The sequence below is a fragment of the Streptomyces sp. NPDC031466 genome (assembly GCF_055581265.1).
On record NZ_JBVIJT010000001.1, the window covers coordinates 660,874 to 685,782 of the forward strand.

At 71.7% G+C, this 24,909-nt stretch carries 21 protein-coding genes and 2 pseudogenes; 9 read left to right on the forward strand and 14 right to left on the reverse strand.

Translation table 11 applies throughout. The features are described from left to right. Positions 1-4: 4 nt before the first annotated feature. The 3 genes from ACZ5GP_RS02380 to ACZ5GP_RS02390 all read left to right on the forward strand — a co-directional run bounded on the left by ACZ5GP_RS02380 (position 5) and on the right by ACZ5GP_RS02390 (position 1,832). Positions 5-769, forward strand: a complete 765-nt coding sequence (locus tag ACZ5GP_RS02380; protein WP_468748974.1) for a bestrophin-like domain — start codon at positions 5-7, stop codon at positions 767-769. 74 nt (positions 770-843) lie between these two features. Further along, positions 844-1,062, forward strand: coding sequence for a hypothetical protein (locus ACZ5GP_RS02385; protein WP_468748975.1), 219 nt, complete (start codon positions 844-846; stop codon positions 1,060-1,062). 212 nt (positions 1,063-1,274) lie between these two features. Further along, on the forward strand, positions 1,275-1,832 hold the full coding sequence (locus ACZ5GP_RS02390; protein WP_468748976.1) for a hypothetical protein: 558 nt from the start codon (positions 1,275-1,277) through the stop codon (positions 1,830-1,832). A gap of 162 nt (positions 1,833-1,994) precedes the next feature. Here ACZ5GP_RS02390 and ACZ5GP_RS02395 read toward each other — a convergent pair whose 3' ends face one another. Continuing rightward, a complete protein-coding gene (locus tag ACZ5GP_RS02395) occupies positions 1,995-2,486 on the reverse strand; it encodes a hypothetical protein (protein ID WP_468748977.1) in 492 nt (163 codons plus the stop codon). A 348-nt stretch (positions 2,487-2,834) separates the two neighbouring features. Between ACZ5GP_RS02395 and ACZ5GP_RS02400 the strand changes: the two genes are divergently transcribed. Next, positions 2,835-3,515: a class F sortase gene (locus ACZ5GP_RS02400; protein WP_468748978.1), complete on the forward strand. Its 681-nt coding sequence runs from the start codon at positions 2,835-2,837 to the stop codon at positions 3,513-3,515. 25 nt (positions 3,516-3,540) lie between these two features. Here the strand turns inward: ACZ5GP_RS02400 and ACZ5GP_RS02405 are convergent, their stop codons facing one another. Further along, a complete protein-coding gene (locus tag ACZ5GP_RS02405; RefSeq protein WP_468748979.1) occupies positions 3,541-4,386 on the reverse strand; it encodes a polysaccharide deacetylase family protein in 846 nt (281 codons plus the stop codon). A gap of 120 nt (positions 4,387-4,506) precedes the next feature. Here ACZ5GP_RS02405 and ACZ5GP_RS02410 point away from each other — a divergent pair, with 120 nt between their 5' ends. Beyond that, a complete protein-coding gene (locus ACZ5GP_RS02410) occupies positions 4,507-4,968 on the forward strand; it encodes a universal stress protein (protein WP_468748980.1) in 462 nt (153 codons plus the stop codon). Between the two features lie 120 nt (positions 4,969-5,088). Next, positions 5,089-6,516 (forward strand): amino acid permease, encoded by a 1,428-nt coding sequence (locus ACZ5GP_RS02415; protein ID WP_468748981.1) that lies wholly within the window; start codon positions 5,089-5,091, stop codon positions 6,514-6,516. A gap of 9 nt (positions 6,517-6,525) precedes the next feature. Here ACZ5GP_RS02415 and ACZ5GP_RS02420 read toward each other — a convergent pair whose 3' ends face one another. Further along, on the reverse strand, positions 6,526-7,728 hold the full coding sequence (locus ACZ5GP_RS02420) for a CapA family protein (protein WP_468749073.1): 1,203 nt from the start codon (positions 7,726-7,728) through the stop codon (positions 6,526-6,528). A 355-nt stretch (positions 7,729-8,083) separates the two neighbouring features. Between ACZ5GP_RS02420 and ACZ5GP_RS02425 the strand changes: the two genes are divergently transcribed. Beyond that, on the forward strand, positions 8,084-8,599 hold the full coding sequence (locus tag ACZ5GP_RS02425) for a hypothetical protein (protein WP_468748982.1): 516 nt from the start codon (positions 8,084-8,086) through the stop codon (positions 8,597-8,599). A 43-nt stretch (positions 8,600-8,642) separates the two neighbouring features. Here ACZ5GP_RS02425 and ACZ5GP_RS02430 read toward each other — a convergent pair whose 3' ends face one another. Continuing rightward, a complete protein-coding gene (locus ACZ5GP_RS02430; RefSeq protein ID WP_468748983.1) occupies positions 8,643-9,503 on the reverse strand; it encodes an Fpg/Nei family DNA glycosylase in 861 nt (286 codons plus the stop codon). Between the two features lie 9 nt (positions 9,504-9,512). Then, positions 9,513-11,627 (reverse strand): SpoIIE family protein phosphatase, encoded by a 2,115-nt coding sequence (locus ACZ5GP_RS02435; protein WP_468748984.1) that lies wholly within the window; start codon positions 11,625-11,627, stop codon positions 9,513-9,515. A 245-nt stretch (positions 11,628-11,872) separates the two neighbouring features. Between ACZ5GP_RS02435 and ACZ5GP_RS02440 the strand changes: the two genes are divergently transcribed. Further along, the gene (locus tag ACZ5GP_RS02440; RefSeq protein WP_468748985.1) at positions 11,873-13,300 is read left to right on the forward strand and encodes a lipase maturation factor family protein; all 1,428 of its coding nucleotides are present in this window, start codon (positions 11,873-11,875) and stop codon (positions 13,298-13,300) included. Here ACZ5GP_RS02440 and ACZ5GP_RS02445 read toward each other — a convergent pair. From ACZ5GP_RS02445 to ACZ5GP_RS02460, 4 genes and pseudogenes are all read right to left on the reverse strand, one after another. Continuing rightward, positions 13,243-13,608 (reverse strand): annotated as a pseudogene (locus ACZ5GP_RS02445) (amidohydrolase family protein); the annotation flags it as partial. The gene ACZ5GP_RS02440 and the pseudogene ACZ5GP_RS02445 overlap by 58 nt on opposite strands. After that, positions 13,605-13,874, reverse strand: a pseudogene (locus tag ACZ5GP_RS02450) (aldo/keto reductase); the annotation flags it as partial. The pseudogenes ACZ5GP_RS02450 and ACZ5GP_RS02445, both read right to left, overlap by 4 nt. Before the next feature lie 5 nt (positions 13,875-13,879). Then, a complete protein-coding gene (locus tag ACZ5GP_RS02455; protein ID WP_468748986.1) occupies positions 13,880-14,635 on the reverse strand; it encodes an SDR family NAD(P)-dependent oxidoreductase in 756 nt (251 codons plus the stop codon). Beyond that, positions 14,632-16,017 (reverse strand): L-fuconate dehydratase, encoded by a 1,386-nt coding sequence (locus ACZ5GP_RS02460; protein WP_468748987.1) that lies wholly within the window; start codon positions 16,015-16,017, stop codon positions 14,632-14,634. Before ACZ5GP_RS02460 ends, ACZ5GP_RS02455 begins: the two co-directional genes overlap by 4 nt. Before the next feature lie 257 nt (positions 16,018-16,274). Here ACZ5GP_RS02460 and ACZ5GP_RS02465 point away from each other — a divergent pair, with 257 nt between their 5' ends. After that, a complete protein-coding gene (locus tag ACZ5GP_RS02465) occupies positions 16,275-16,988 on the forward strand; it encodes a FadR/GntR family transcriptional regulator (RefSeq protein ID WP_468748988.1) in 714 nt (237 codons plus the stop codon). Between the two features lie 238 nt (positions 16,989-17,226). Here ACZ5GP_RS02465 and ACZ5GP_RS02470 read toward each other — a convergent pair whose 3' ends face one another. The 5 genes from ACZ5GP_RS02470 to ACZ5GP_RS02490 all read right to left on the reverse strand — a co-directional run bounded on the left by ACZ5GP_RS02470 (position 17,227) and on the right by ACZ5GP_RS02490 (position 24,901). Beyond that, entirely contained in the window at positions 17,227-20,250 is a 3,024-nt protein-coding gene (locus tag ACZ5GP_RS02470; protein ID WP_468748989.1) for an alpha-mannosidase, read from the reverse strand. A gap of 81 nt (positions 20,251-20,331) precedes the next feature. Continuing rightward, on the reverse strand, positions 20,332-21,585 hold the full coding sequence (locus tag ACZ5GP_RS02475; protein WP_468748990.1) for a glycoside hydrolase 5 family protein: 1,254 nt from the start codon (positions 21,583-21,585) through the stop codon (positions 20,332-20,334). Positions 21,586-21,620: 35 nt separating this feature from the next. Then, positions 21,621-22,538, reverse strand: coding sequence for a carbohydrate ABC transporter permease (locus tag ACZ5GP_RS02480; protein ID WP_468748991.1), 918 nt, complete (start codon positions 22,536-22,538; stop codon positions 21,621-21,623). Next, on the reverse strand, positions 22,535-23,497 hold the full coding sequence (locus ACZ5GP_RS02485) for a carbohydrate ABC transporter permease (protein WP_468748992.1): 963 nt from the start codon (positions 23,495-23,497) through the stop codon (positions 22,535-22,537). The genes ACZ5GP_RS02480 and ACZ5GP_RS02485 overlap by 4 nt, the downstream gene beginning before the upstream one ends. A 105-nt stretch (positions 23,498-23,602) precedes the next feature. Then, a complete protein-coding gene (locus ACZ5GP_RS02490) occupies positions 23,603-24,901 on the reverse strand; it encodes an extracellular solute-binding protein (RefSeq protein WP_468748993.1) in 1,299 nt (432 codons plus the stop codon). Positions 24,902-24,909: the final 8 nt, after the last annotated feature.

Here is a 24,909-nt window from a genome sequence, read left to right on the forward strand (position 1 = left end):
CCCCATGTCGGAATGGCTTGTTCTCACCCTCGCGATGGTGGCCGCTTGCGGGGTCGTGCTCATCGTGACGCTCCTGCGCCACCGCAGGACCGGCGCGGACTACGACGCGTCGGAGACCCCGGACGTCATCGAGTACATGACGATGATGATCGGAGTCGTCTACGCCATCGTGCTCGGCCTGGCCATCGCGGGCGTCTGGGAGGCACGCGGCGCGGCCCAGGAACACGTGCGGGTGGAGGCCCAGGCGCTGCACGAGGTCTCGGAGCGGGCGCGGGTCTATCCGCCCGAGATCAGGGACCGGATCCGCGCCGATGTCCACACCTATGTCGGCCATGTCGTCACCACGGAGTGGGACGACATGGCCGACAAGGGGCAACTCACCGACCGCGGCGCCGATCTGCTCGCCCGGATCCGCCATGACGTCACGGACTACGAGCCGAAGTCGGACTTCGAGGCACAGGCCTACCAGCCACTGATCGACGAGGTGGCGGCCGCGGACGACGCGCGCAGCGCCCGCGCGGACAGCGTGGGGGCGACCATGCCCGGCGTGGTCTGGTTCGGCCTGATCATCGGAGGTCTGGTGACCGTCGGCATGATCTTCGCGCTGCAGATCCGCCGCACCCCGCGCGAACTCCTCCTCGCCGGGCTCTTCTCGGCCCTGTTCGCCTTCCTGCTGTTCCTGATCTGGGACTTCGACGCCCCCTACAGCCGTGGCATCGCGGCGACGGCGGAGCCGTTCAGGGCGCTGTTCCCGGGCATCGGCGGCTGAGGCGGCGGGGCGGGACCCGCCCGTTGGCCGTGAAACATGCTGCGCCGCGGCCCGGTCCGGCGCATTCTGGTGCCATGGCCTGGCAGACACCGATCGTCGTCCACCCGCCCGCCGCCGACGGCGGGCGGCGGATCACCGTGCGCGGGCAGGACGTCGGCGTCGCGCACGACGACCGCGACCTGGAGGAGTTCCTGCGCCGGGCGGGGCTGGGCGAGGCGGACATCGCGCTGGACGACCCCTGCCTCGTCGAGTGGCGCGGCGGCCCGCACGCATGGCCACCGCGACAGCCCTGAGACGGGGCCCTCGATCCCCTTGCCCCGCCAGCGGCATCCGCCCGGTGCGCCACGCCGTGCCGTTCCCCTGTCCGGCGTACCGGATTGCCCCGTTCGCACGACACCGCTCGCGACCGCACGGGGGCGTACCTAGCGTTCCGGTCATCGAGGTGCATTCCAGGCGTCGGCGGAAGAGGTCCGCGGCTGCTCCTCGGGGACCCGGAGGATCCACCATGCACGCGATACGCGTGGCTTCGGCCGCTCTGCTCACCGCTACCGTCCTCACCCTCACGATCCCGCCCGCCTCGGCGGCCGTCACGGGCGACGACACGAACAACAACATCACCTCGTTCGGCTTCCGTGTGACCCCCTCCACGGTCGCCGCGGGCGGCCAGGTCACGCTCAGCGTCGACGGCTGCGACGGCGACGCCGAGGTCACCTCCGGCGTCTTCGACGACGCCCACATCCCCAAGGGGCAGACGTCCACCACGGCCCAGGTCTTCTGGGACGCCAAACCCGGGGCGATGTACGAGGTGACGTTCGCCTGCAAGGGCGAGACCGGGAAGGCGGACCTGACCATCGCCACGGGCCGTCCCGACGGCAACGGCCGCCATGACCCGAACCAGGACCACCGGCAGAACCAGGCCCACAAGGGCGTCAAGGCCGGCGTCGGCGGCAGCCTCGGCGGACTCGACCTGCACGAGATCGCCATCGGCAGCGCGCTGATCCTCGGCACCCTCGGCGTCGCCTACCGCAGGACGCGGCGCCGCACCGGCGAGGACGGTGCCTGACCCGCCCCGGCACGACGCCCCGGCACGGCTTCGCCCCCGGGCGTCTCCAGGACCCGGGGGCGAAGCCGTGGCGTCCGTTGCGGGGAAGGGAGCCGGGCGGGGTGGCGCGGAAGGGGGACGCGCCGGAGCGCCCGGCGGCTCGGGCCTGTCTCGCGGGGCGGCTCAGGCCCGGTTCTCGGAGCGGCGGCGCATCCAGAACACCCCGCCGCCGACCACGGCGGCCGCCACCAGGGCGCCGCCGATCGCCATGTCGGTGCTGGTCGCCCCCGCGTGCGAGCTGCCGCCGAAGCCACCGCGCACACCGCCGTGGATGACCGTGAACGCGGCCGGGCGGGTGAGCGTCTTGCCGCCGCAGTGGGCCGTGATGTCGTAGGCCCCCGGGGTGGCGTGCTTGTGGATGACGGCCGTGGCGCTCGACGTGCTGCCGCCGGGGATGGCGTGCAGGTGCGTGTCCGGGAAGGCGTGCGAGGTGATCTTGCCGCCGGCCTGGCAGGACGAGCCGTCGACCGTGACCGTCAGGTGCCCGCCCCGCGGGATCACGCTGGGCATGGCCACGATGTTGGTGGGGTCGGCCCAGGCGGACGCGGCCGGGGCGCCGAGCCCGACGACCGCGCCGGCCGCGGCGGCGACCGCGAGGGCACGAGTGGTACGCATACGAGAAGTACGCATGGAAATCCTCCGCGGAAGGCGCCCCGGGGGTACCGTCCCCGGTCGATCGGCGAGAGCGCCTCCCAGACTGACCCTCAGATGCGGTGCCCCGACCCGCATTTCGGGGATCGGCCGTCCTGGTGAGCCGACACGCCGGGACATGTCCGCGCGAGGGGGCATCGCCGCAGGTCACGGACCGTCAGAAAAATCCTGTGTGGGGCGACTCGGATGGCGCACCCCGGCTCGGGCGCCACCCGTTCGCTCCCGCCCTTTCGCATGCCGCGCGCACCACGCTTAGCGTTCTCGTACGCGCAATGGACGCGGCGCGCCCGCCGCGTTGAGAGGGGATAGAGAATGCCTTCGTCCCATCCGGCCGACGAATTCGAGTTCCATGTTCCCCAGGAGGACGAAAAGCAGCGGAAGCGCGCCCCGTGGGGTGCGATGGCACTCGTTCTGCTGACCGGTCTCGCGCTGATCCGCAACGGTTCGGGGGAATTCGACGTGGGCCCGCCGCAGCCGGCGTCCGCCGCGGCCGCGGACCGTGCGCCGGACGCGGCGGCCGACGCCCCGGCCCCGCTGACGTTCTCCCCCGCCGAGCGCGTGCGCATCAAGGGCATCCAGGTGGACGCGCCGGTCATCGGGGTCGGGCTGGACCCCGAGGGGTGGGTGGACGCGCCGCCGCCCGAGGACCCGAACCTCGCGGGCTGGTTCACGGGCGCCGCCTCACCGGGTGAGCAGGGCACGGCGGTGGTCGTCGGACATGTGGACAACCAGCGGGGCCCGGCCGTCTTCTACGGCCTCGGTTCCCTGAAGAAAGGGCAGCACATCGAGGTCAGGCGCAAGGACAAGAAGACCGCCATCTTCAAGATCTACGGCATCGAGGTGTTCGACAAGAGCGACTTTCCCGGAAAGCGGGTCTACGGAAACAGCGGCACTCCCGAATTGCGCGTCATCACCTGCGGCGGCGGTTTCTCCAAGCAGTCCGGTTACGACTCGAACGTCGTCGTCTTCGCCCGGCTGATCGCCGTGCGCTGACCCGGGGGGCCGGGCGGGCGGCGCGTCACACCATGTGGCGGCCCGGCACCGTGATGCGGTAGCCCGAGTCGAGCAGTTCCGGCAGGTAGGTGCGCAGCGCGATGACGCTGCCCGAGCGGTCTCCGCCCGCGTCGTGCGAGAGCACCACGACGCCGGGCGCCGCGCCCGCGCGGACCCGGCGCACGATGGTTGCCGCGCCCGGCTCGGTCCAGTCGAGGGTGTCCACGGTCCAGGCGAGCGGTTCCATGCCGAGTTCGGCGCCCAGTTGGAAGGCGTTGCGGTTCCACGCCCCGTAGGGGGCCCGGAACCACTCGGGGGGTTCGCCGGTCACGTCCTCGATGACCTCGCAGGTGCGCTCGATCTGCGCGCGCGTCCTTGACCGGCTCAGTTTCGGCAGCAGCGGATGGCTCCAGGTGTGGTTGCCGATCAGGTGTCCGTCGTCGGCCATCTCGCGCAGCAGGTCCGGGTTGGCGGCGGCCATCTCCCCGCACACGAAGAACATGGCGCGCACGTCGTGTGCCCGCAGCGTCCGCAGAATGTGCGGGGTGTAGGTGGGGTCGGGTCCGTCGTCGAAGGTCAGCACCATGGAGCGGTCGTGGTCGGGCATGCGCAGGATCGGCGCCTTGCGGACCCGGGGCAGGGCGCGTGCCGAGCGCGGGGGGCCGTGTCCCGCCATGGGCTGGAGGCGGTACGCGGAGGGCTTCATGGCGCTGCGGGCCGGTGGCCCCGCGGCGGGACCGCCGCTCGGCGCGAGGGGCGCGGGGTCGGCCGTGCGGTCCGCGCCCACGCATCCGGCGGTCGCGGCGAGGCCGAGGGCCGCGGCGGTACGGAGCATGAGCCGACGCCCCGGGGTCAGCTGATCGTCTTTCATGACTAATCCGTCGCACGGTGGGCGGCCCCGGCGGCACACCAACACCGGGGCGGCCGCCGAAAGCACCCGATCAGCCGCCTGCCCGCGGTCGGTCGGCGGGGCTCCGTTAACCTCACGGGGGTGAGCGAAGACCAGGTCCACCAGTTCGAACGCGGCACCGACGGGCCGAAGGTGATCGTCGTCGGGATCGACGGCTCCGATTCGTCGCTGCGGGCCGCCGCCTATGCGGCGGGCCTCGCCCGGCGACAGCGGGCCCTGCTCGCCGTCGTGTACATCCAGCCGGTGCTCGCGGCGGGCGCGGCCCTCGGCGTGCCGGTCGCCGAGACCACGGACGAGATCGCCGAGGGGCTCATCGCGGAGATCCGCGACGCGGCCGAGCGGGTGAAGGACATATTCGACGTCCGTTGGGAGTTCCACACCTTCCGCGGCGACCCGTACAGCGGTCTGGTGACCGCGGCGGACGAGCTGAGGGCCGACGCCGTCGTCGTCGGCGCCTCCGAGCAGGCGGGCCACCGCATCGTCGGCTCGGTCGCCGTGCGGCTGGTGAAGGCGGGCCGCTGGCCGGTGACGGTCGTGCCGTGATCGAGGGCCCCCGCCGAATGAACCCGGCCGCGCGAGGGGTGTGGCGTCTTCCGTAGTGGCGCGGGCTGGGCCATCATGATCCGCCATCAGCCGACTGCCGTCCGCGAAGAGGTGGAGCTCATGGCGGGACTCCGGATGGGGCAGGGCGTCCTGCGCCGCAAGCCCATCGAACACATCGAGGAGACCGAGGCGGGAGCGGGTGGCGGGCTGGCCCGGTCCCTCGGGCTCTGGCAGCTCACCGCGATCGGCGTCGGCGGCATCATCGGCGCCGGCATCTTCACGCTGGCGGGTACCGTCGCCCACGAGAAGGCGGGCCCCGCGGTCCTGATCTCGTTCCTGGTCGCCGGGGTGGCGAGCGCGGCGGCGGCGTTCTCGTACGCCGAGTTCGCGGGCCTCATCCCGAAGGCGGGCTCCGCGTACACGTACGGCTATGTGGTGCTCGGCGAGCTGGCCGGCTGGTTCATCGGCTGGGACCTGCTCCTGGAGTACACGGCCATCGTGGCGGTGGTCGCGATCGGCATCTCCGGCTACTTCAACTTCCTGATCAACGACATGGGCGCCGAGCTGCCGAAGTGGAGGCTGGGCGCGCCCGGTACCGGCGACGGGCACCGGGTCGATCTCTTCGCGGCGCTGTTGTGCCTGCTCATCGCGTATCTGCTCACGCTCGGCATCAAGAACGCGGCGCGCTTCGAGATGGTCGTGGTGGTGCTCAAGGTCCTGGTCGTGCTCGTCGTGATCGGGGTCGGGTTCTTCCACATCGACACGGGCAACTACGAGCCGTTCTTCCCCTTCGGCGTCAGCGGCGCGTTCACGGGTGCGGCGACCGTTTTCTTCGCCGTGTTCGGCTACGACGCCATGTCGACCGCGGCGGAGGAGTCCAAGGACGCCCAGCGTCACATGCCGAAGGCGATCCTGTACTCCCTGGCCGTCTCGATGGTCCTGTACGTCCTGGCGTGCCTGGTCCTCACCGGTATGCAGGGCTACAAGGACATCGACCCGGAGAGCGGCTTCTCCACGGCGTTCAAGTCGGTCGGGCTCGGCTCTCTCGCCGATGTCATCGCCGTCGGCGCCATCATCGGCATCCTCACCGTGATGTTCACCTTCATGCTGGGCGTCACGCGCGTGTGGTTCGCCATGAGCCGCGACGGGCTGCTGCCCAAGTGGTTCGCCAAGACGCACGAGACGCGGCACGTGCCGACCCGCGTGACGTGGATCGTGGGGTTCGCCTCGGCCGCCATCGCCGGGTTCCTGCCGATCGGCGAGGCGGCCGAGCTGACCAACATCGGGATCCTGCTGGCGTTCGTCGTGGTGTGTGTCGCGGTGATCGTGCTGCGCTACAAGCGGCCCGAACTGCCGCGCACGTTCCGCTGTCCCGGGATGCCGGTGGTGCCGGCGATCGGGGTGCTCTTCTCCATCTGGCTGATCACGTTCCTCCAGTGGCAGACCTGGGTGCGGTTCGCCGTCTGGTTCGTCATCGGCCTGGCCGTGTACTTCGGCTACTCCTACCGCAGGTCGGAGCTGGCGAAGGCGGAGCGGGGCGCCCCGTAGCGCCCGCCGCTACTTGCCCATCACCAGGCCGTCCTTGCCGGCGCCCCGGCCGAGGACGACGCGGCGGATCCGGTCGCGGACCTCGCGCACGTCCGCCCCGCGGCGCAGTGCCGCGTTGAGGTCGACCACGCGGCCGGCGTCGGTGTCGAACCACATCGGGAGGAATTCCGCCTTCGCCACCTTCCACCGGCCGCCCGGCGCGGCCGGCGGGGCGAAGGTGAAGCGGCCGACGGAGTTCTGGTTGCCGCGCGGGTCGTGGGCGCCCTCGTGGTTGATCATGCTGCCGGCGATCTGGTCGCCCATGCCGTAGATGATCCAGGTGCCGCCCACCTTCTCGTACGCCTGGGGCACGTGGGCATGGGTGCCGATGATCAGGTCGATGTCCGGCCGCTTCCCGGTGCGCGACGCCGTGAGCCGTTTGCCGAGGCGCAGTTGGCGCCGGTCGGGGGCGGTCTGCCACTCCGTGCCCCAGTGCATGCTGACGACGACCACGTCGGCGCCCGCCTTCCGTGCCGCCCGCGCGTCCTTGACGATCTTCGCGCGGTCGATCAGGTCGACCGACCACGGCTTGCCCTTCGGCAGCGGGTGGCCGTTCGTGCCGTAGGTGTAGGCGAGTTGCGCGATTTTGGCGCCGCCCGCCCGCAGCCACGCCGGTCTCCTGTCCTCCGCGGCGGTGCGGGCCGAGCCCGCGTGCGCGACGCCCGCCTTGTCGAGCGCGTCCAAGGTGCGGCGCACTCCCGCCGCCCCGTCGTCGAGGGTGTGGTTGGAGGCGGTGGAGCACGAGTCGTACCCGGTGGCCTTCAGGGCGCGGGCCACCTGGGGCGGGGACGTGAAGTCGGGGTAGCCGCTGTAGTCGCCCCGGGCCCCGTACACGGTCTCCATGTGGCAGATCGCCACATTCGCCGCGGAAACGATCCGTTTGGCGCCCGCGAACATCGGGACGAAGTCGTAGCCGTCGCCGTCCGCGTCGGCCCGGGCCCGGCGGATGATCGAGGAGTGCGGCAGGACGTCCCCGGAGGCGACGAGCGTGAAAGCCCGGCGCTGGGCCGTGCCGCCGCTCGCCGGGGAGTGGGCCGGGGTCGCGCCGGGGCGGGAGGGTTCCCGATGGGTGGCCCAGTCACCGACCGCGCTGCCCGTGTCCGCCGTGCAGGATGCCGTGCCCGCGAGCAGCAGGGCCGTGGCGGCGGCCGTCGCCGGGTGGCGTCTTCGGATCCGGGGTGGGGACTGCGGGCCTCTTGTGGTCCGTGTGCTGCGTGAGTTCTCTACGCGCCGGCTCATCGATCAGACTCCACGAATCTCGTCCTATCGGTCGATATGACTAGATTCACGGAATCAACGGTGAAGCAAGGATCATTGCCGACCGAATCCCCGAAAGGGAGTCAAATCGCTGAGCCCTGTGACGCGAACAACACACGGCCGCTCACCTGCGTGGAAACCGGGGCCCGGGTCAAGGCTCCGTAAAGCGCCTTGCTCGGCACCCCCCGCGGGTAATCGGCTGTCCTCATCCGTGTTCCGGATCGGGGGCGGAGGCCGGTGACGCGCACGGACCGGAGGAAGGCGGAGCGGGATGCCGTACGAGAGCAGAGGCGGCACGGAGGGGCCCCGGGGCGGCGACCTGAGGGTGCCCATGGCGTGGTTCTACGCCGAGTACATCGCCGACGAGTTGTTGCGCACCGGCGATCTGATGCCGCCCACGTCCTTCGAGTACCGCGCGGGGCGCGACGCGCTCGCCCTGACGATCTTTCTGGCGGACAGCGGGGGCGAACTGTCCGGGATCCGGGTGATCACCCAGCTGGAGACCTGGCTCTCCCTGACCGAGTACGACCAGGCCTGGCTGGAGTGGGTGCGCGGGCGCCTGGAACTGGCCCTGGACGACGCCGCCGCGGCGGGCGGGCCGCACCCCGACGTGGAGCTGGCCGAACTGGCCTGGCGGTGGCTGGAGGAGACCGAGCTGCTCGCGCCGGATCTGGACGCCGTGCCGGGCGGCGGGGCGCTGCCGGGTGAGGAGGACGGGCCCAAGGTGTGGACGCCCGCGTGGCGGCTCGGGCTGCCGCTGGGGCACCTGGCGATCCATCTGTTCTGAGGGCTCCTGTCACCCGCCCCCTCGCTTCGGCAGGCGCGACGGCTCACTTCAGCAGGCGCGACAGTCTCCGATCCGCCAGCGGCTTTCCGCCCGTCTGGCAGGTGGGGCAGTACTGGAGCGAGGAGTCGGCGAAGGACACCTCGCGGATCGTGTCGCCGCACACGGGACAGGGTTCGCCGGTGCGGCCGTGGACGCGCAGGCCGCTCTTCTTCTCCGCCTTCAGACGCCCGGCCGCCACTCCGTGCGAGCGCTCGACCGCCTCGGTCAGCGTGTCCCGCAGCGCCCCGTACAGCCCGTGGATCTCCGCCCCGGTGAGGCTCGACGTCAGCTTGAAGGGCGACATGCGGGCCGCGTGCAGGATCTCGTCGCTGTACGCGTTGCCGACACCGGCGATCAGGCTCTGGTCGCGCAAGGCGCCCTTGATCTGCCTCCGCTCCCCCGCGAGGAGAGCGGCGAACCGCTCCTCGTCGAAGTCCGGGGCGAGCGGATCGGGGCCGAGTCGGGCGATGCCCGGGATCTCCCGCGGCGCCTCGGTGACGTGGACCGCGAGGCGCTTTTGCGTGCCGGCCTCCGTCAGGTCGAAGCCCTCCCCCGTCTCCAGGGCGACGCGCAGCGCGAGCGGGCCCTTGCCGGGGCGCGGGGCGGCGTCGGGAAGCGGGTCCTTCCACTGGAGCCAGCCGGCGCGCGCGAGGTGGGTGACGAGGTGGAGCCCGCCCGCGTCGATGTCCAGGAACTTGCCGTGCCGCGTCACGGCCGTGACGGTGCGGCCCTGGAGGGCGGTGAGCGGGGGATCATAGGTCTTGAGGACGCTCACCGCCACCGGCAGCACGCGTACGATCTCACGGCCGATCAGATGGTCCGTCAGAAAGCCTCTGAGGGCCTCGACTTCGGGCAGTTCCGGCATGGCTCTCCCTCAGACCCGCTCGTTCCTGGCGGGCACGATGAACTCGCACCACACGCATTTGCCGCCACCGCGCGCGTCCACGCCCCATACGTCCGTGAGCCGGTCCACGAGGAGCAGCCCTCGGCCCGAGACCCCCTCCTCCCCCGCCTCGCGGCGGCGCGGCAGGGCGCTGGAGGAGTCCTCCACGTCCACGCGCAGCCGCCGGTCGGCGCCGCTCAGCACGCGCAGGGTCACGATGGCGGCACCGTCGGTGTGCATCAGCGCGTTGGTGATCATCTCGTCGGCGACCAGCTCGATCTCGTCGGCGCGCCCGCCCGCGCCCCAGGCGCGCACCGCGGCCCTGATCATGTGGCGGGCCTCGGCCAGCGCCTCCGGATCGTTCTGCGCCACGTGCTGGCGCAGCCGGCCGGCCGAGCGGGGCGCGTCGATCGCGTGGCGGCGCAGCAGGAGCAGCGCGGCGTCGTCGTCGCCGCCCCGGCCGTCCACGATGCCGCAGAGCCGGTCGGCGAGCTCGGACAGGTCGCGGGGGCCGCCGGCGGCGAGTTCGGCCAGGGCGCGCATGCCGTCGTCGAGGTCGGCGCCGGGTACTTCGACGAGTCCGTCGGTGCACAGCAGCAGGGTCTGGCCGGGTTCGAGTTCGAGGGTGGTGACGGGGTAGTCCAGTCGCCCGAACTCGGCGGAGAGGCCGAGCGGCAGACCGCCGTCGACGGGCACTCTGCGGCAGGAGCCGTCGGTGAGCTGCAGGAGCGGGTCGAGGTGTCCCGCCCGCACGAACTGCACCGAACCGGTCGACAGGTCGGCCTCCGCGTACAGGCAGGTCGCGAAGCGCTCGGTGTCCAGTTCGTGCAGGAAGCTGGAGGCGCGGGCCATGACGGTGGCGGGCATGTGCCCCTCGCTGGCGTAGGCCCGCAGCACGATGCGGAGCTGGCCCATGACGGCGGCGGCGTGCGTGTCGTGACCCTGGACGTCTCCGATGACGGCGCCGACCCGGCCCCCGGGCAGCGGGATCACGTCGTACCAGTCGCCTCCGATGTCCCGTCCGAGCGCCGCCGCGCGGTAGCGGACGGCGATCTCCGCGCCGGGCACACCGGGGATGGAGCGCGGCAGCATGGCCTGCTGGAGGCTCTGGGCGAGGTCCTTCTCCTGTTCGTAGAACATGGCGCGTTGCAGGCTCTGCGCGATACTGCTGCCGAGCGCGACCAGGACGTTGCGCTCCTCCACGGTGAAGCCGCTCTTGTGCTGGTAGAGCAGTCCGAGCGCGCCGATGGGGCGGGCCTGTGCGATCAGCGGCAGATACGCGGCCGCGGTGATGCGGAGTCCGGCGATGTGCGGCCACAGCAGCGGGTAGGACCGCGCGAAGTCCTCGGCGGACTCGATGTAGCGGGGCGCGAGGGTGCGCACGACCTCGCTCATCGGGTACGGCTCGTCGATGCGGGTCACCAGGGTGCCGGGCACGAAGCTGCCCACGGGGCCCTCGGCGACGAGGCGGATCCGGCCGGCCTCGACCAGGCCCATGACGAGGTTGGCGGCGCCGAGGTGCGCGAGGCCGTGGGTGTCCTTGAGGACGTCGATGACGTCCTGCACCGTGCGGGCGTGGGCCAGCGCCGCCGTGGTGCCCTGGACGATGCTGGTCGTGCGGCGCCGCTCGGCCTCCTCGTCGACGCGTTCGCGCACGGCGGGCGGGCTGTCGCCCAGTTCGCGGGTGGCGTCCCTGACGATGCCCACGATCCGGCGGGGGCGGCCGGTGGGGTCGCGCCGGATGCAGCCGTGCGTGTGGGTCCAGCGCAGGGCGCCGCCCCGCAGGCGCACCCGGAAGTACGCGCCGTAGGTCTGGCTGCCGTCCTTCAGGGCGTGCGCGACGATCTGGTCCAGGCGGTGCGCCTCGACCGTCGGGACGCGCGCGGAGAGGGTCTCGGGGCGTCCGTCGTACTCGTCGGGGCGCACGTCGAAGACCTCGTGGGCGGTGGCGTCCATGGACATCTGGCCCGTGTCGAGGTCCCAGTCGAAGCAGCCCATGCGCAGCGCGGCGCCGTACAGCTCCATGAAACAGCCGGCCGGCGCCGCGGTCGGCGGCGCACGGCGGCAGTGCCCCGCCGGGGGATGCGCACCGGTGCCCGCGTCCATGGGGCCACGCTAGGCGGAGCCCCCGGCGCGCGCATGTGGGGGGAAGCGGTGCGCGCCCCGGTGGCCCCGCCCGCCTCCCGGTGGACCTGCTCGCGGGCTTACGCCGACTCGGCGACCTTGCCCTGTACGCGTACCGCCACCTCCGTCCACATGTCCGCGCAGGGGGGCAGCCGCCCGGCGTCACGGGGGTACGGCCGCCCGGCGTCGCGATGGAGAACCGGCTCACCCGCCGTCACAATGGTGACGTGGAGTGGTTCACGGCGGATGTGTACGGACTGAGCCGGTCGATCTTCCAGCGGGGGCTGGCCGTGCTCTACCTCGTGGCGTTCCTGGGAGCCGCCCTGCAGTTCCGGGCGTTGCTCGGGGAGCGCGGGATGCTTCCCGTGCCCCGGTACGTGGCGCGAGTGCCGTTCCGGCGGGCACCGAGCCTGTTCCAGCTCCACTACTCGGACCGGTTCTTCGCGCTCTGCGCGTGGGCGGGCTGCGCGGTCGCGGTGGCGCTGCTCGCGGGCGCCGACAGTCTGCTGCCGCTCTGGGGCGCCATGGCGCTGTGGCTGATCCCCTGGGCCCTCTACCTCTCCCTCGTGAACGTCGGCCAGACCTGGTACGGCTTCGGCTGGGAGTCACTCCTCCTGGAGGTGGGGTTCCTCGCGGTCTTCCTCGGCAACGACCGCGTCGCGCCGCCCGTCCTCGTGCTCTTCCTGCTGCGCTGGGTGCTCTTTCGCGTGGAGTTCGGCGCGGGACTGATCAAGATGCGGGGCGACGCGTGCTGGCGTGAACTCACCTGCCTGTACTTCCACCACGAGACCCAGCCGATGCCGGGCCCGCTGAGTTGGTTCTTCCACCACCTGCCCAAGCCCGTGCACCGGGCGGAGGTCGCGGCCAACCACGTGACCCAACTGGTCGTGCCGTTCCTGCTCTTCACTCCCCCGCCCGTGGCGACCGCCGCCGCCTGCCTGACGATCGTCACCCAGCTGTGGCTCGTCCTGTCGGGCAACTTCTCCTGGCTGAACTGGATCACCATCGTCGTCGCGGTGTCCGCCGTCGACCTCTCCCCCTGGCACACCCCGGCGCGGTACGCCCCGGCGCCGCTCTGGTACGAGGTGGTGGTCACGGCCGTCACCGCGCTGCTCCTGGCCCTCAGTTACCGCCCGGTGCGCAATCTGCTGTCCCGGCGCCAGGTCATGAACCGCTCGTTCGACCCGCTGCATCTCGTCAACGCCTACGGCGCGTTCGGCAGTGTCAGCCGCGTACGCCAGGAGATCGTCGTGGAGGGCACGGCGGATCCGGTGCCGCGCGAGGACTCCACGTGGCTCGCGTACGAGTTCAAGGGGAAGCCGGGGGACGTGCGCCGCTGGCCGCGCCAGTTCGCGCCGTACCACCTGCGGCTGGACTGGATGATGTGGTTCGCCGCGCTCTCCCCCGCCTACGCCCGCTCCTGGTTCGGCCCGCTGGTGGAGCGCCTGCTGGACGGCGACCGCGACACGCTGCGGCTGCTGCGCGCCTCCCCGTTCCCGCCCGAGGCGCCCCCCGCGTACATCCGCGCCCGGCTGTACCGCTACCGGTACACGACCTGGCGCGAGCTCCGCGAGACGGGCGCCTGCTGGGAGCGGACCTATGTCCGCGAGTTCCTGGCGCCGACCCGCCTCGCCGCGTCCGAGCAGAGGCGGTAGACGCGACGCGCCGTTCCGCCGAAGACCTCCTGCCGCTCATCGGCGTCCAGCCAGGACGTCAACAGGCGCGCCGTGTCGAGGACTTCTGCGTACGTGGCGGCGAGTGTGCTCACGGGCCAGTCGGAGCCGAACATCAGCCGCGCGGGGCCGAAGGCGTCCAGGACGGTGTCCGCGTAGGGCCGCAGGTCGTCCACCGTCCAGGTGCGGTGGTCGGCCTCGGTGACCATGCCGGAGAGCTTGCAGACGGTGTTGGGCCGGGCGGCGAGCGCGCGGACCGCCGTGGCCCACGGTTCCAGGGCTCCCGGAGCGGTTCCAGCAGCCGCCCGACCTTCGTGGAGATCACGTACGAGGAGCGGTCCCGGCCGCGCAGCGCCTCGCCCAGTCTGCGCTCGGACAGGCCGAGGCCGTAGTGCGGGGCGGTGTCGAAGTAGCGGACGCCCGCGTCCCAGGCGTGGTCGAGTGCGGCGGCCGCCTGTGCGTCGCTGATCGGTGAGTGGAGGTTGCCGATCCCGGCGGCGCCGAAGGCCAGTTCGGTCACCTCCACGGCGCTGCCTCCCAGGGGGCGCCGCGCCATCCCGCTCATCGGCCCACCGGCCGCGGACGCAGGCCCTGCATGCCGCCGTCGACGGCGAGGGCGGTGCCGGTGGTGGCGCCGGACAGGGGGCTCGCCAGGTAGGCGATGGCGCCCGCGACCTCGGCCGCCGTGACCAGGCGGCCGAGGGGCTGGCGGCCCCGGAGCGCGGCCCGCTCGGCCGCCGGGTCGGCGGCGGCGTCCAGGAGCCGGCCCACCCAAGGCGTGTCGACGGTGCCGGGGTTGACGCAGTTGACGCGCACGCCTTCGCGGACGTGGTCGGCGGCCATCGCGAGGGTCAGGGAGAGCACGGCACCCTTGGACGCCGAGTACAGGGCGCGCCGCGGAAGGCCCGCGGTCGCGGCTATGGAGCAGGTGTTGACGATCGCCGCCCGCGTCGACGTACGCAGGTGGGGCAGGGCGGCGCGGGTGGTGCGGACGATCCCGAGGACGTTGACGTCAAGGACGCGGTGCCACTGGGCGTCGTCGTTGTCCTCGACGGTGCCCTGGGCGCCGATGCCCGCGTTGTTGACGAGGATGTCCAGGCCGCCGAGGTCGGCGGCGGCCGAGGCGACCGCTTCCCGCACCGAGCTGTCGTCGGTGACGTCGGCGGCGTAGGCGCGCAGCGGTGCGTCCACCCCGCTCGGGTCGAGGTCGAGGACGGCGACCTCGGCGCCGCGGGCGGTCAGGAGGTCGGCGGTGGCGCGGCCGATGCCGGACGCGCCCCCGGTGACCAGCGCCTTGAGCCCTTCGAAGTCGGTCATGCGGCTGCTCCCTTGTCCGACGCGAGATGGTCCGGTGGGGGGTCGTCCGGTGGGGGGTCGTCCGGTGCGAGATCGGCGGCCCAGAACGTGCCGCCCGGATAGGTGAACTCGGTGATGGACTCGGCCCGCATCGTCGCCGAGAAGCCCGGCGCCGTGGGGGCCCGGTAGTGGCCCTCGCGCAGCACGACCGGGTCGACGAAGTGTTCGTGGAGGTGGTCGACGTACTCGATGACGCGGTTCTCGGTGGTGCCCGAGAGGGCCACGTAGTCGAACATCGACAGGTGCTGGACCAGTTCGCACAGACCCACGCCGCCCGCGTGCGGGCAGACGGGGACGCCGAACTTGGCGGCCAGGAGGAGGATCGCGAGGTTCTCGTTGACGCCGCCGACGCGGGCCGCGTCGAGCTGGAGGACATCGATGGCCCCCGCCTGGAGGAGCTGCTTGAAGACGATGCGGTTCTGGACGTGCTCGCCGGTGGCGACCTTGACCGGGGTGACGGCCGCACGGATCGCGGCGTGGCCCAGCACGTCGTCCGGACTGGTGGGCTCCTCGACCCAGTAGGGGTCGAACGGGGCGAGGGCGCGGGTCCACTCCACCGCCTCGTCCACGTCCCAGCGCTGGTTGGCGTCGATCGCCATGCGGATGCCGGGGCCGATCGCCTCGCGGGCGGCGCGGCAGCGGCGGATGTCGTCGGCGAGGTCAGCGCCGACCTTCAGTTTGATCTGGGTGAAGCCATCGGCGACGGCCCGGCGGGCGAGCCGGGTGAGCTTCTCGTCGCTGTAGCCGAGCCAGCCGGGCGAGGTGGTGTAACCGGGGAAGCCGTGTGCGCGCAGGGCGGCCTCGCGCGCCCGGGCACCCGCACGGCCCGTCCGCAGCAGGTCCAGGGCCTCCTCGGGGCCGAGGGTGTCGGTGATGTAGCGGAAGTCGACCTGGGAGACGAGCCACTCGGGTGCGGCGTCGGCGAGGAGCTGCCACAGCGGCTTGCGGGCGCGTTTGGCGGCGAGGTCCCAGACGGCGTTGACGACCGCGCCGACCGCCATGTGCATCACGCCCTTCTCGGGGCCGAGCCAGCGCAGTTGGCTGTCACCGATCAGGTCCCGGTGGAGGGCGCCGGGGTCGGCGCAGAGCCGGTCGACGTCGCGGCCGAGGACATGGTGGCGCAGCGATCGGATCGCCGCGACCTGGACGTCGTTGCCGCGGCCGATGGTGAAGGTGAAGCCGTGCCCCGCCAGGCCGTCGCCCGCGTCGGTGCGCAGCACCACATAGGCGGCGGAGTAGTCGGGGTCCGGGTTCATCGCGTCGGACCCGTCCCGTTCCCGTGAGGTCGGGAACCGTACGTCGTGGGTGTCGACCGCGATGACGCGGGCGGGTGTCGGGGACACAGGAGGCCTTTCCGGAAAGGGAGGCGGGAAGCCGTGGACTGCCCTGCCGAAGCTGTCACGCACTGTCCTGCCGACCATCTGACAGCTCCTCGTCGAGCGGATCGCATGGGTTCCAGCACCTGATGACGCGCATATTTATCAGACCACTTGGCGCTCACAACACCCCTCGTCGTCAACTTCCCCCGTTTTCGACGCGGAGTGGTAGGACCACATCGCTGGCTAGACTGCGCCGCAACCGGCCAGTGGAGGAGCGTCACGTGGACCAGCCAGACCAGTCCGCCCCGCAGAAGGGCACCGTGACGCAGCGGGCCATCGAGCAGATCAAGGCGATGATCGGCGAGGGCCGTCTGGAGCCGGGGCAGCGGCTGCCCACGGAGCGGGACCTCTCGGCCCGGCTCGGCATCTCCCGCAGCTCGATGCGGGAGGCGATCCGGGCGCTCACGGTGATGGGCGTCCTGGAGGCCCGGCACGGCTCGGGCATCTACGTCACCCAGCTGGAGGCCGGCGATCTGCTGGAGACCTTCGGCGTGGTCGCCGGCCTGTCGCGGGGACCGCGGCTGGTGGAACTGCTCGAAGTACGGCGCGTCCTGGAGTCGACGGCGACAGCGCTGGCCGCGGCCCGGATCTCGCCCAACCAACTGGCCGACGTGGAGAAACACTTGGCGGCGATGAACGCCACGGACGACCCGGAGGAGATCCTCTCCCACGACCTGGCGTTCCACCGCGCGATCGCCCTCGCGGCCGGCAACGACACCATGGCCGCCATCCTGGAGGGCCTGTCGTCACGGACGTTCCGCGCCCGGGTGTGGCGCGGCTACCAGGAAGAGGGCGCCTTCGAACGCACCCGCCGCGAACACGCCCGCATCCACCGCGCCCTGGTCGCCCGCGACCCGGAGGCGGCACGGGCCGCGGCGGCGGCGCACGTGGGCGAGGTGGAGGAGTGGCTGCGGGCGCAGCCGGCCGGGGAGTGAGGTCCGGCGGGGCGCCGACGGGGGCGGCGGGGCGAGTCAGCGGTACGACGGTCGAGGGCGGCGCCGCCCGCCGGGCCGCCGAGTCGCCGGGCCATCGGGCCACCGGGCCGCCGGGCCGCCGGGCCGCCGGGCGCATCGGGCCGTCGGGGACGGCAGGCCGCGTCGGGCACCGGCGGTGGCACGCCGGTGCCCGGGGGGGTGCCTGCTAGTCGGCATGCCGGTGCCCGTGGGGCGCCTGCTAGCTGGCGTGCCGCGCGAAGCGCAGCGTGACCAGCTCGAAGGGGCGCAGCCGTACCGCCACCGTGTCGCCCGAGAGCGCCGGGGGCGTGGCGTCGGCCAGCGGGCGCTCCAGGAGGTCGGTCACGGTGACGTCCGCCGCCGGGAAGCCCAGGGTCAGCGTGGCCTTCGCACGCCCGCCGTACGCCTCGTGGAAGCGGACGACCACGTCTCCGCTGCCGTCGTCGGCGAGCTTGACCGCCGTGACGACGACCGCGTCGTTGTCCACGCCCACCAGGGGAGCCACCGCACGGCCGCCGGCCAGACGGCGCTCGGGCAGGTTGACGCGGTAGCCCTCGCGCACCGCGTCGCCGATGTCGGCGCCCGGTACCAGAGCGTGCCGGAAGCGGTGCACCCCCTGGTCCGTCTCGGGGTCGGGGAAACGGGGGGCGCGCAGCAGCGAGACGCGTACCGTCGTGGTCGTGCCCGCGTCCTCGGCGCGCACCGCGCGGGTGACGTCGTGGCCGTACGTCGAGTCGTTGACCAGGGCGACGCCCCAGCCCGGCTCCTCGATGTGCACGAAGCGGTGGTTGCACGCCTCGAACTTGGCGGCCTCCCAGCTCGTGTTGGTGTGCGTGGCGCGGTAGTGGTGACCGAACTGGGTCTCCGACGCGTACCGCTCCGCGTGGATGTCCAGCGGGAAGGCGAGCTTGAGGAACTTCTCCGTCTCGTGCCAGTCGACCTCGGTGTCGATGTCCAGGCGCCGCGCACCGGGCGCCAGGGACAGCACCTGCGTCATGCGGGAGTCGCCGAAGGTGCGGACGATCCGGACCGACGCGCCGTCCCCTGCCGCGACCTCATCGGCTCGCGTGAGGTCGGTGACGGTGTTGCGGTAGAACTCGTCGACGTCCCACGCGTCCCACATGTTGGGGAAGTCGGCGTGGAGCTGCGGCAGGTTCAGCGCCTGCCCCGGGGCGACGCTCTCGCGGTCGGCCACCAGGTCGTACGCGGAGACGACCAGGCCCCGGGCGTCGATCTCGACCCGCAGCAGACCGTTGTCCAGGACGAAGCCGCCCTGGGCGCGCGAGGCGATCGCCGCCTCGCCGTCGACCGTCGCGCGGGCGGCGCCGCCCGCGGGCACCCCGGCCCGGCTGTGCGGCGTGGAGTTGAAGACCAGGGCGTCGGTGCCCTCGCCCGCGAGGGCTTGCTGGGCCTTGTCGACGATGCCGTTCAGTTCCCGCGCGAGCGCCGCGTAGGTCGCGCGGGCCTCCCGGTGCACCCAGGCGATGGACGAGCCGGGCAGGATGTCGTGGAACTGGTGGAGCAGCACCGTCTTCCAGATGCGGTCCAACTGCTCGTAGGGGTAGACGAATTCGGCGCACCGGACGGCGGCCGTCGCGGCCCACAGCTCCGCCTCCCGCAGCAGGTGCTCGCTGCGGCGGTTGCCCTGCTTGGTGCCGGCCTGGCTGGTGAGGGTCGCGCGGTGCAGCTCCAGGTACAGCTCGCCGACCCAGACGGGGGCGTTCGGGTACTCGGCCTCGGCCTTCTCGAAGAACCGCGCCGGAGTCTCCCAGCGGACGGTCGCCGAACCCTCCAGGTCGCGCAGGCGGGCGGCCTTGGCGATCATCTCGCGGGTGGTGCCGCCGCCTCCGTCGCCCCAGCCGGTGGGCGCCAGGGAGTGCCGGGCGACGCCCTTGTCCTTGAAGTTCTTCGCCGCGTGGGCGATCTCGCTGCCCTTCATGGAGCAGTTGTAGGTGTCGACGGGCGGGAAGTGCGTGAAGATCCGCGTCCCGTCGATGCCCTCCCAGTTGAAGGTGTGGTGCGGGAAGCGGTTGGTCTGCGACCACGAGATCTTCTGGGTGAGCAGCCACTTGGAGCCGGCCGCCTTGATGATCTGCGGGAGTCCGGCCGCGAAGCCGAAGGTGTCGGGCAGCCACGCCTCGTCGTTCTCGATGCCGAACTCGTCGAGGAAGAACCGCTTGCCGTGCACGAACTGACGGGCCATCGCCTCCGAGCCCGGCATGTTCGTGTCCGACTCGACCCACATGCCGCCTGCCGGCACGAACCGCCCGTCGGCGACGGCCTTCTTGACCTTCGCCCACACCTCGGGCCGGTGTTCCTTGATCCACGCCCACTGCTGGGCCTGGGACATGGCGAAGACGAAGTCCGGCTCGTCGTCGAGGAGCGCCGTCATGTTGGACGTCGTACGCGCGACCTTGCGCACCGTCTCGCGCAGCGGCCACAGCCAGGCGGAGTCGATGTGGGCGTGGCCGACGGCGCTGATGCGGTGCGCGGACGGCTCGGCGGGCGTGGCGAGGACGTCTTCGAGCAGCGCGCGGGCGGCGGCGGCCGTGCCGTTCACGTCCTGGAGGTCGACGGCGTCGAGCGCCCTGCCGACCGCGCGCACGATGTCGTAGCGGCGCCCGGAGTCGGCGGGCAGCTCCTGCATCAGCTCGCCGAGCACCTCCAGGTCGATGACGAGCTGCCACACCGTCTCGTCGAAGACGGCGAGGTCCATGCGCTCCAGCTTGTACTGGGGTTCGCTGCCCGCGGTCTCCTTGTCGCCCAACTGCGTGGGCAGGAAGGGGTGGTAGTCGAGGATGACGGGGTTGGACGCGGCCTCGATGTGCAGCCGCACCTCTTCGCCGCCTTCGGCGGGTGCGGCGATCCGCACCCACTGGTTGCGCGGGTTGAGGCCCTTCACGGGGGTGCCGTCGGGGCGGTAGACGAGGCCCTCGCACTGGAAGCCCGGCATGTTCTCGTCGAAGCCGAGGTCGAGGATCGCCTCGACGGTCCTGCCCGCCCACTCCTTCGGCACCGTCCCGGTCACCCGGAACCAGCTGGTCCCCCAGGGCGCGCCCCACCGCTGCCCGACGGCGGTCGGCGCCGGTTCGGCGGCGAGCCCTTCGGCGACCGGCACGGGCTCGTCCGGCGCGTTCCACACCGCGACGTCCAGCGGTACGGAGGCCGGATACACGGCGGGCCTGATGCGCTCGTCCAGAACGCGCTTGAGGCGGGCTTCGACCAGGGTGCGGTCGTCATGCATGAGGATCTCCCAGGAGGGGGTGAAGTTCTTAGGCCCGTCCGGCGGTTGAGGACGAGCGCCGTCTGCGGAGGTTGTACCGGCCTAACGGACCTCCTCCGGCGTCACGATGTCCGTGATGCCCCGCGCGGCGAGATGCTCCGCGTCGGCGGTCCGGCTCGCGAGAACGGCCGTCGGCCGGACGCCGTCCCGGGTGAGGCGGACGAACGCCTCGAACACCGCCCCGCCGGGCGCACACGCCGACCGCCGCTCCAAGGCGTCGTCCACGACGAGCGCGGTGGTCCGGGCCGCCGGCGCGTACGTACGGCCCCGCCACTCCTTGGCGACGCGCGCGACGGCCGCTCCCGCGGGCTTGACCCGGCCGTCGTTGGTGAGCAGCCCCAGGCTGTACTCCAGCTCCGGGAAATCGGCGAGATCGCGCGAGACGTCGTGGGAGCACCACCACGTCACGCCCCACACGTCCCGGCAGTCGAGCGCGGCCTCGATCGTCTCCTCGGTGAAGGAGGCCGCGTGCTCGGCGGGGATCAGCGGCGCGGGTGCGCCGACCTCCTGGAGCCAGACGGGCCGGTGCGGGTCGAGCGCCCAGGCCTTGGACAGCTCGATCAGGTACGCGGCGTGGGTACGGGTGGCGGTGCCGGTGCGCCCGTGGCGCTGGGCGGTGCCGTTGAAGACCCAGGAGTGCACGGCGGTCATGGCGCCGAGCCGGGCGGCCTGGGCCGGGGTGAAGGGCTGGTCGTCCTGGTACCAGGCGGCGTCGTACTCGGCGTGCAGATGCGGTCTGCCGGGGGCGCCTTCCTCACAGGCGGCGAGCACCGTACCGAGCCAGGTCTCGGCCTGCTCCTGGGTGATGCGGTCGGGGTCGGGATGCGGCCCCGTCGAGAACTGGTTGACCTCGTTGCCGATGGTCATGCCGATGAAGTTCGGCCGGTCGGCGAGCGCGCCGGCGAGCGTGCGGAGGTAGGCGGCCTGCGCGGCCACCACGTCCGGGTCGGTGAAGAGGTTGCGCCGGTGCCAGGTCTGCGTCCAGGCGGGCAGGAAGTCGAAGCTGGACAGGTGGCCCTGGAGGCCGTCGACGTTCACGTCGAGGCCGCGTTCGCCCGCCGCGTCGGCGAGTTGGACCAGTTGCTCGACGGCGCGGGGGCGGATCAGGGCGCGGTTGGGCTGGAAGTACGGCCAGACGGGGAAAATCCGTACGTGGTCGAGGCCGAGCGCGGCGATCGCGTCCAGGTCGGCGCGCACGGCGTCGAGGTCGAAGTCGAGCCAGTGGTGGAACCACCCCTGGGCGGGCGTGTAGTTGGCGCCGAAGCGCGGCGTGCCCGAAGGCGCTGGAGAAGGCAATGCGGATCCTGGTTCTGGAGGAAGAGGCAGGTGGCTCAGCCCTTGACCGCGCCTTCGCCGACGCCGCGGAAGAAGTACCGCTGCAGGCACGCGAAGAGGACGATCAGCGGCAGTACGGCGATGACCGTGCCCGCGGCGACGAGGCGTTCGTCGTTGGCGAAGGTGCCGTGCAGATAGTTCAGGCCGATGGTGAGCGTGAACCGCTCCGGGTCGCTGAGCACGATGAGCGGCCACAGGAAGTCGTCCCAGGCGCCCATGAAGGCGAAGATCGCGACGACGGCCAGCGTGCCCTTGACGGCGGGCAGCGCGATCCGGGTGAAGCGCTGCCAGACGTTCGCGCCGTCCACGAACGCGGCTTCCTCGATCTCGTGGGGCACGTTCAGGAAGGCGTTGCGCATCAGCAGGACGTTGAGCGCCGAGACACAGCCGGGCAGCAGTACGCCGATGAGCGTGTTGTTCAGGCCCAGCTCACGCATCGTCGTGAACTGGGCGATGATGATGCCCTCGACGGGCACCAGCATGGCCAGGATGAAGACGAGGGTGGCCGCCTTGCGGCCGCGGTAGCGCAGGCGTGCCAGGGCGTAGCCGGCCAGGGCGGCGCCGACGCAGTTGGTGACCACGTTGGCGGCGGCCACTTTCAGGGAGTTGAGGGCGTAGTCCCAGACGGGAATGGTGTCGGCGACCCGCTGGTAGTTGTGGAGGGTGGGGTCGGCGGGCAGGAACTTCGGCGGGGAGCTGAAGATGTTCTCGTGCGGCCCCTTCAGGGACGTGGACAGCTGCCACAGGAACGGGCCGATCATCAGCGCCAGGACGGCGAGCAGCAGTGCGTAGCGCAGGACGAGCTCCCAGACGGGCATCCGGCGGCCGTTCTCGTCGGTGATCCGGCGGCGGGGTGCGGTACGCGCCGCGCGCTCCTTCGCCGCCGTCGCGGGAAGCTTCTCGGTGGTGCTCACGCGTCCTCCTTCCGGTCCGCCCGCAGCACGAGCAGCATGAGCACGACGGTGACGGCGAAGACGACCACCGAGATGGCCGAGGCGTAGCCGACCCGTCCGGTCAGGCCGGTGCCCGTGCGCTGCACGAGCATCACCAGCGTGGTGTCCTCGCCCGCGGGGCCGCCGGTGGGCCCCGCCATCAGGTACACCTCGGAGAACACCTTGAAGGCGGCGACCGCGGAGAGCGCGCCGACGAGCACCATGGTGGAGCGCACGGCGGGTACGGTGACGCTGAAGAAGCGGCGTACCGCGCCCGCGCCGTCGACCGCCGCCGCCTCGTGCAGCTCACGCGGTACGTTGGCGAGCGCCGCCAGGTAAATGATCATGTAGTAGCCGAGGCCCTTCCAGACCGTGACGGCCATGGCGCTGAACAGCAGCAGCCACTGGTCGTCGAGGAAGCCGACCTTGCCGACGCCCACCGCCTCCAGGACCGCGTTGACCAGCCCCCGCTCGTCCAGCATCCACACCCAGATCAGGCCGACGACGACGATGGAGGCAACCACCGGGGTGTAGAAGGCGGAGCGGAAGAAGGTGATGCCGGGGATGTGTTTCTGGACGAGCATCGCGAGCAGCAGCGGCAGCAGGACGAGGGCGGGGACGACCATGAGGACGTACAGCGTGCTGTTGCGCAGGCCGATCCAGAACATGTCGTCGTGCAGCAGCTCACGGAAGTTGGCGAGGCCCACGTACCCGCCGGGGATCAACATCCGCTTGTCGGTGAAGGAGTTGTTCAGGGTGCTGACGAACGGATAGAGGCTGAAGACGGCGACGACCGCGAGCCCGGGGGCGGCGAACAGCCATGGGCTGGTGGGGAGTTGGCGCCGTATCCGGGCGGACCGGCGACCGGCGGTTCGCGCGTCGGCCGCCCCTGGGGCGCGGCGGCCCGCGCCCGGGGGCCTGGTGGCTGTAGTGGTCTTCATGGCTGTTGATCCCTGGTCATGGCCCGGCACGGCGCCGACATTCTCTGGTCGTGGCTCGGCACGGCGCCGACGTCCCTTGGTCGTGGCTCGGGCACGCGCCGACGCTCAGCTCTGCTTCAGCAGTCGGTCACAGTTCTTGACAGCGTTGTCAAGAGCTTCCTGGGGGCTTTCCTTGCCCTGGAGGGCCTTGGCGACGGAGTTGCGCAGCTCGACCTTCATCTGCTCGCTGAACAGGACGGGCGTGTAGTTCACCGCGGTCTTGATGGACTTCGCGGCGGCGACGCGGACCCGCGTCTCCTCCTTGCCGTCCTGCTCGGTGAAGTAGGGGTCGTCGAGGGAGCCCTGCGTGCTGGGGAAGATCGCGACCTTCTTGGCGAACTCCATCTGGTGCTCGGCGTCGGTGACGAAGTGCGCGAAGGCGACCGCGGCCGGTGTCTGCTTGGTGCGGGCGTTGACCATGACGCCCATGACGTACATGTTGTCCTTGCCGGTGTTGCTGATCTGCGGGGTGATGCCGATGTTCTTGTAGAGCTGCGGCGCGTCCTTCTTGAACTTCTCCAGGTCCAGGGCGCTGCCGGGGTTCATCGCCACGGCCTCGGTGAGGAACTTCTTGCCGGTGGACTCCGGTGTCGCGGTCAGCGCCTGCCCGTCCAGGGCCTTGGCGTCGTACAACTTCTTGTACTGGGTGAGCAGTTCGACGCCCTTGGCGTCGTTGAACGCGAAGCCGGTGCCTTCCTCGTTCATCAGGGGCACGCCGTAGCGCCCGAAGTCCTCGATGGTGGGGACGTTGGCGAGCGTGGCCACCTTGCCGTCGCTCTTCTTCGCGAGCCGCAGCGCCTGGTCGAAGAGCTGGTCGTACGTCGTCGGAGGCTTGGTCTCGTCCAGGCCCGCGTCCTTGAAGAGGCGCTTGTTGTAGAAGAGCGGCCCGGTGTTGAGGTACCACGGGAAGGCGTACGTGCCCTCCGTGCCCGGTATCTGGTGGCTCTTCCAGGCCCCGGGGAGGTACTCCTTCTCGTACTTGCCCGCGGCCTTGTCGAGGTCGAGCGCGAGGCCGGCCTTGGCGAGCGGCGCGACCAGGTCGGGCGAGACGTTCACGACGTCGGGCAGGGTGCCCGCGGCGGCGTCGGCGCTGATCTTGTCGGCGTAGCCCTCGCCGGGCTGGTCGATCCACTTGACGTCGGTGCCGGGGTACTTGTCCTCGAACTCGGCGACGAGGCCCTCGAAGTAGGGCTTGAAGTTGGCCTTCAGGTTCCAGGTCTGGAAGGTGATGTTGCCTTCGATCTTGCCCGACGCGTCCGTGGAGCCACCGCCGTCGTCGCCGTCGCCACAGGCGCTCAGCGGCAGCAGGACAGCGAGGACGGCGCCCGCGGCGACCGCTCTGCGGGGAATACGGGAGATACGCACGGTGAAAC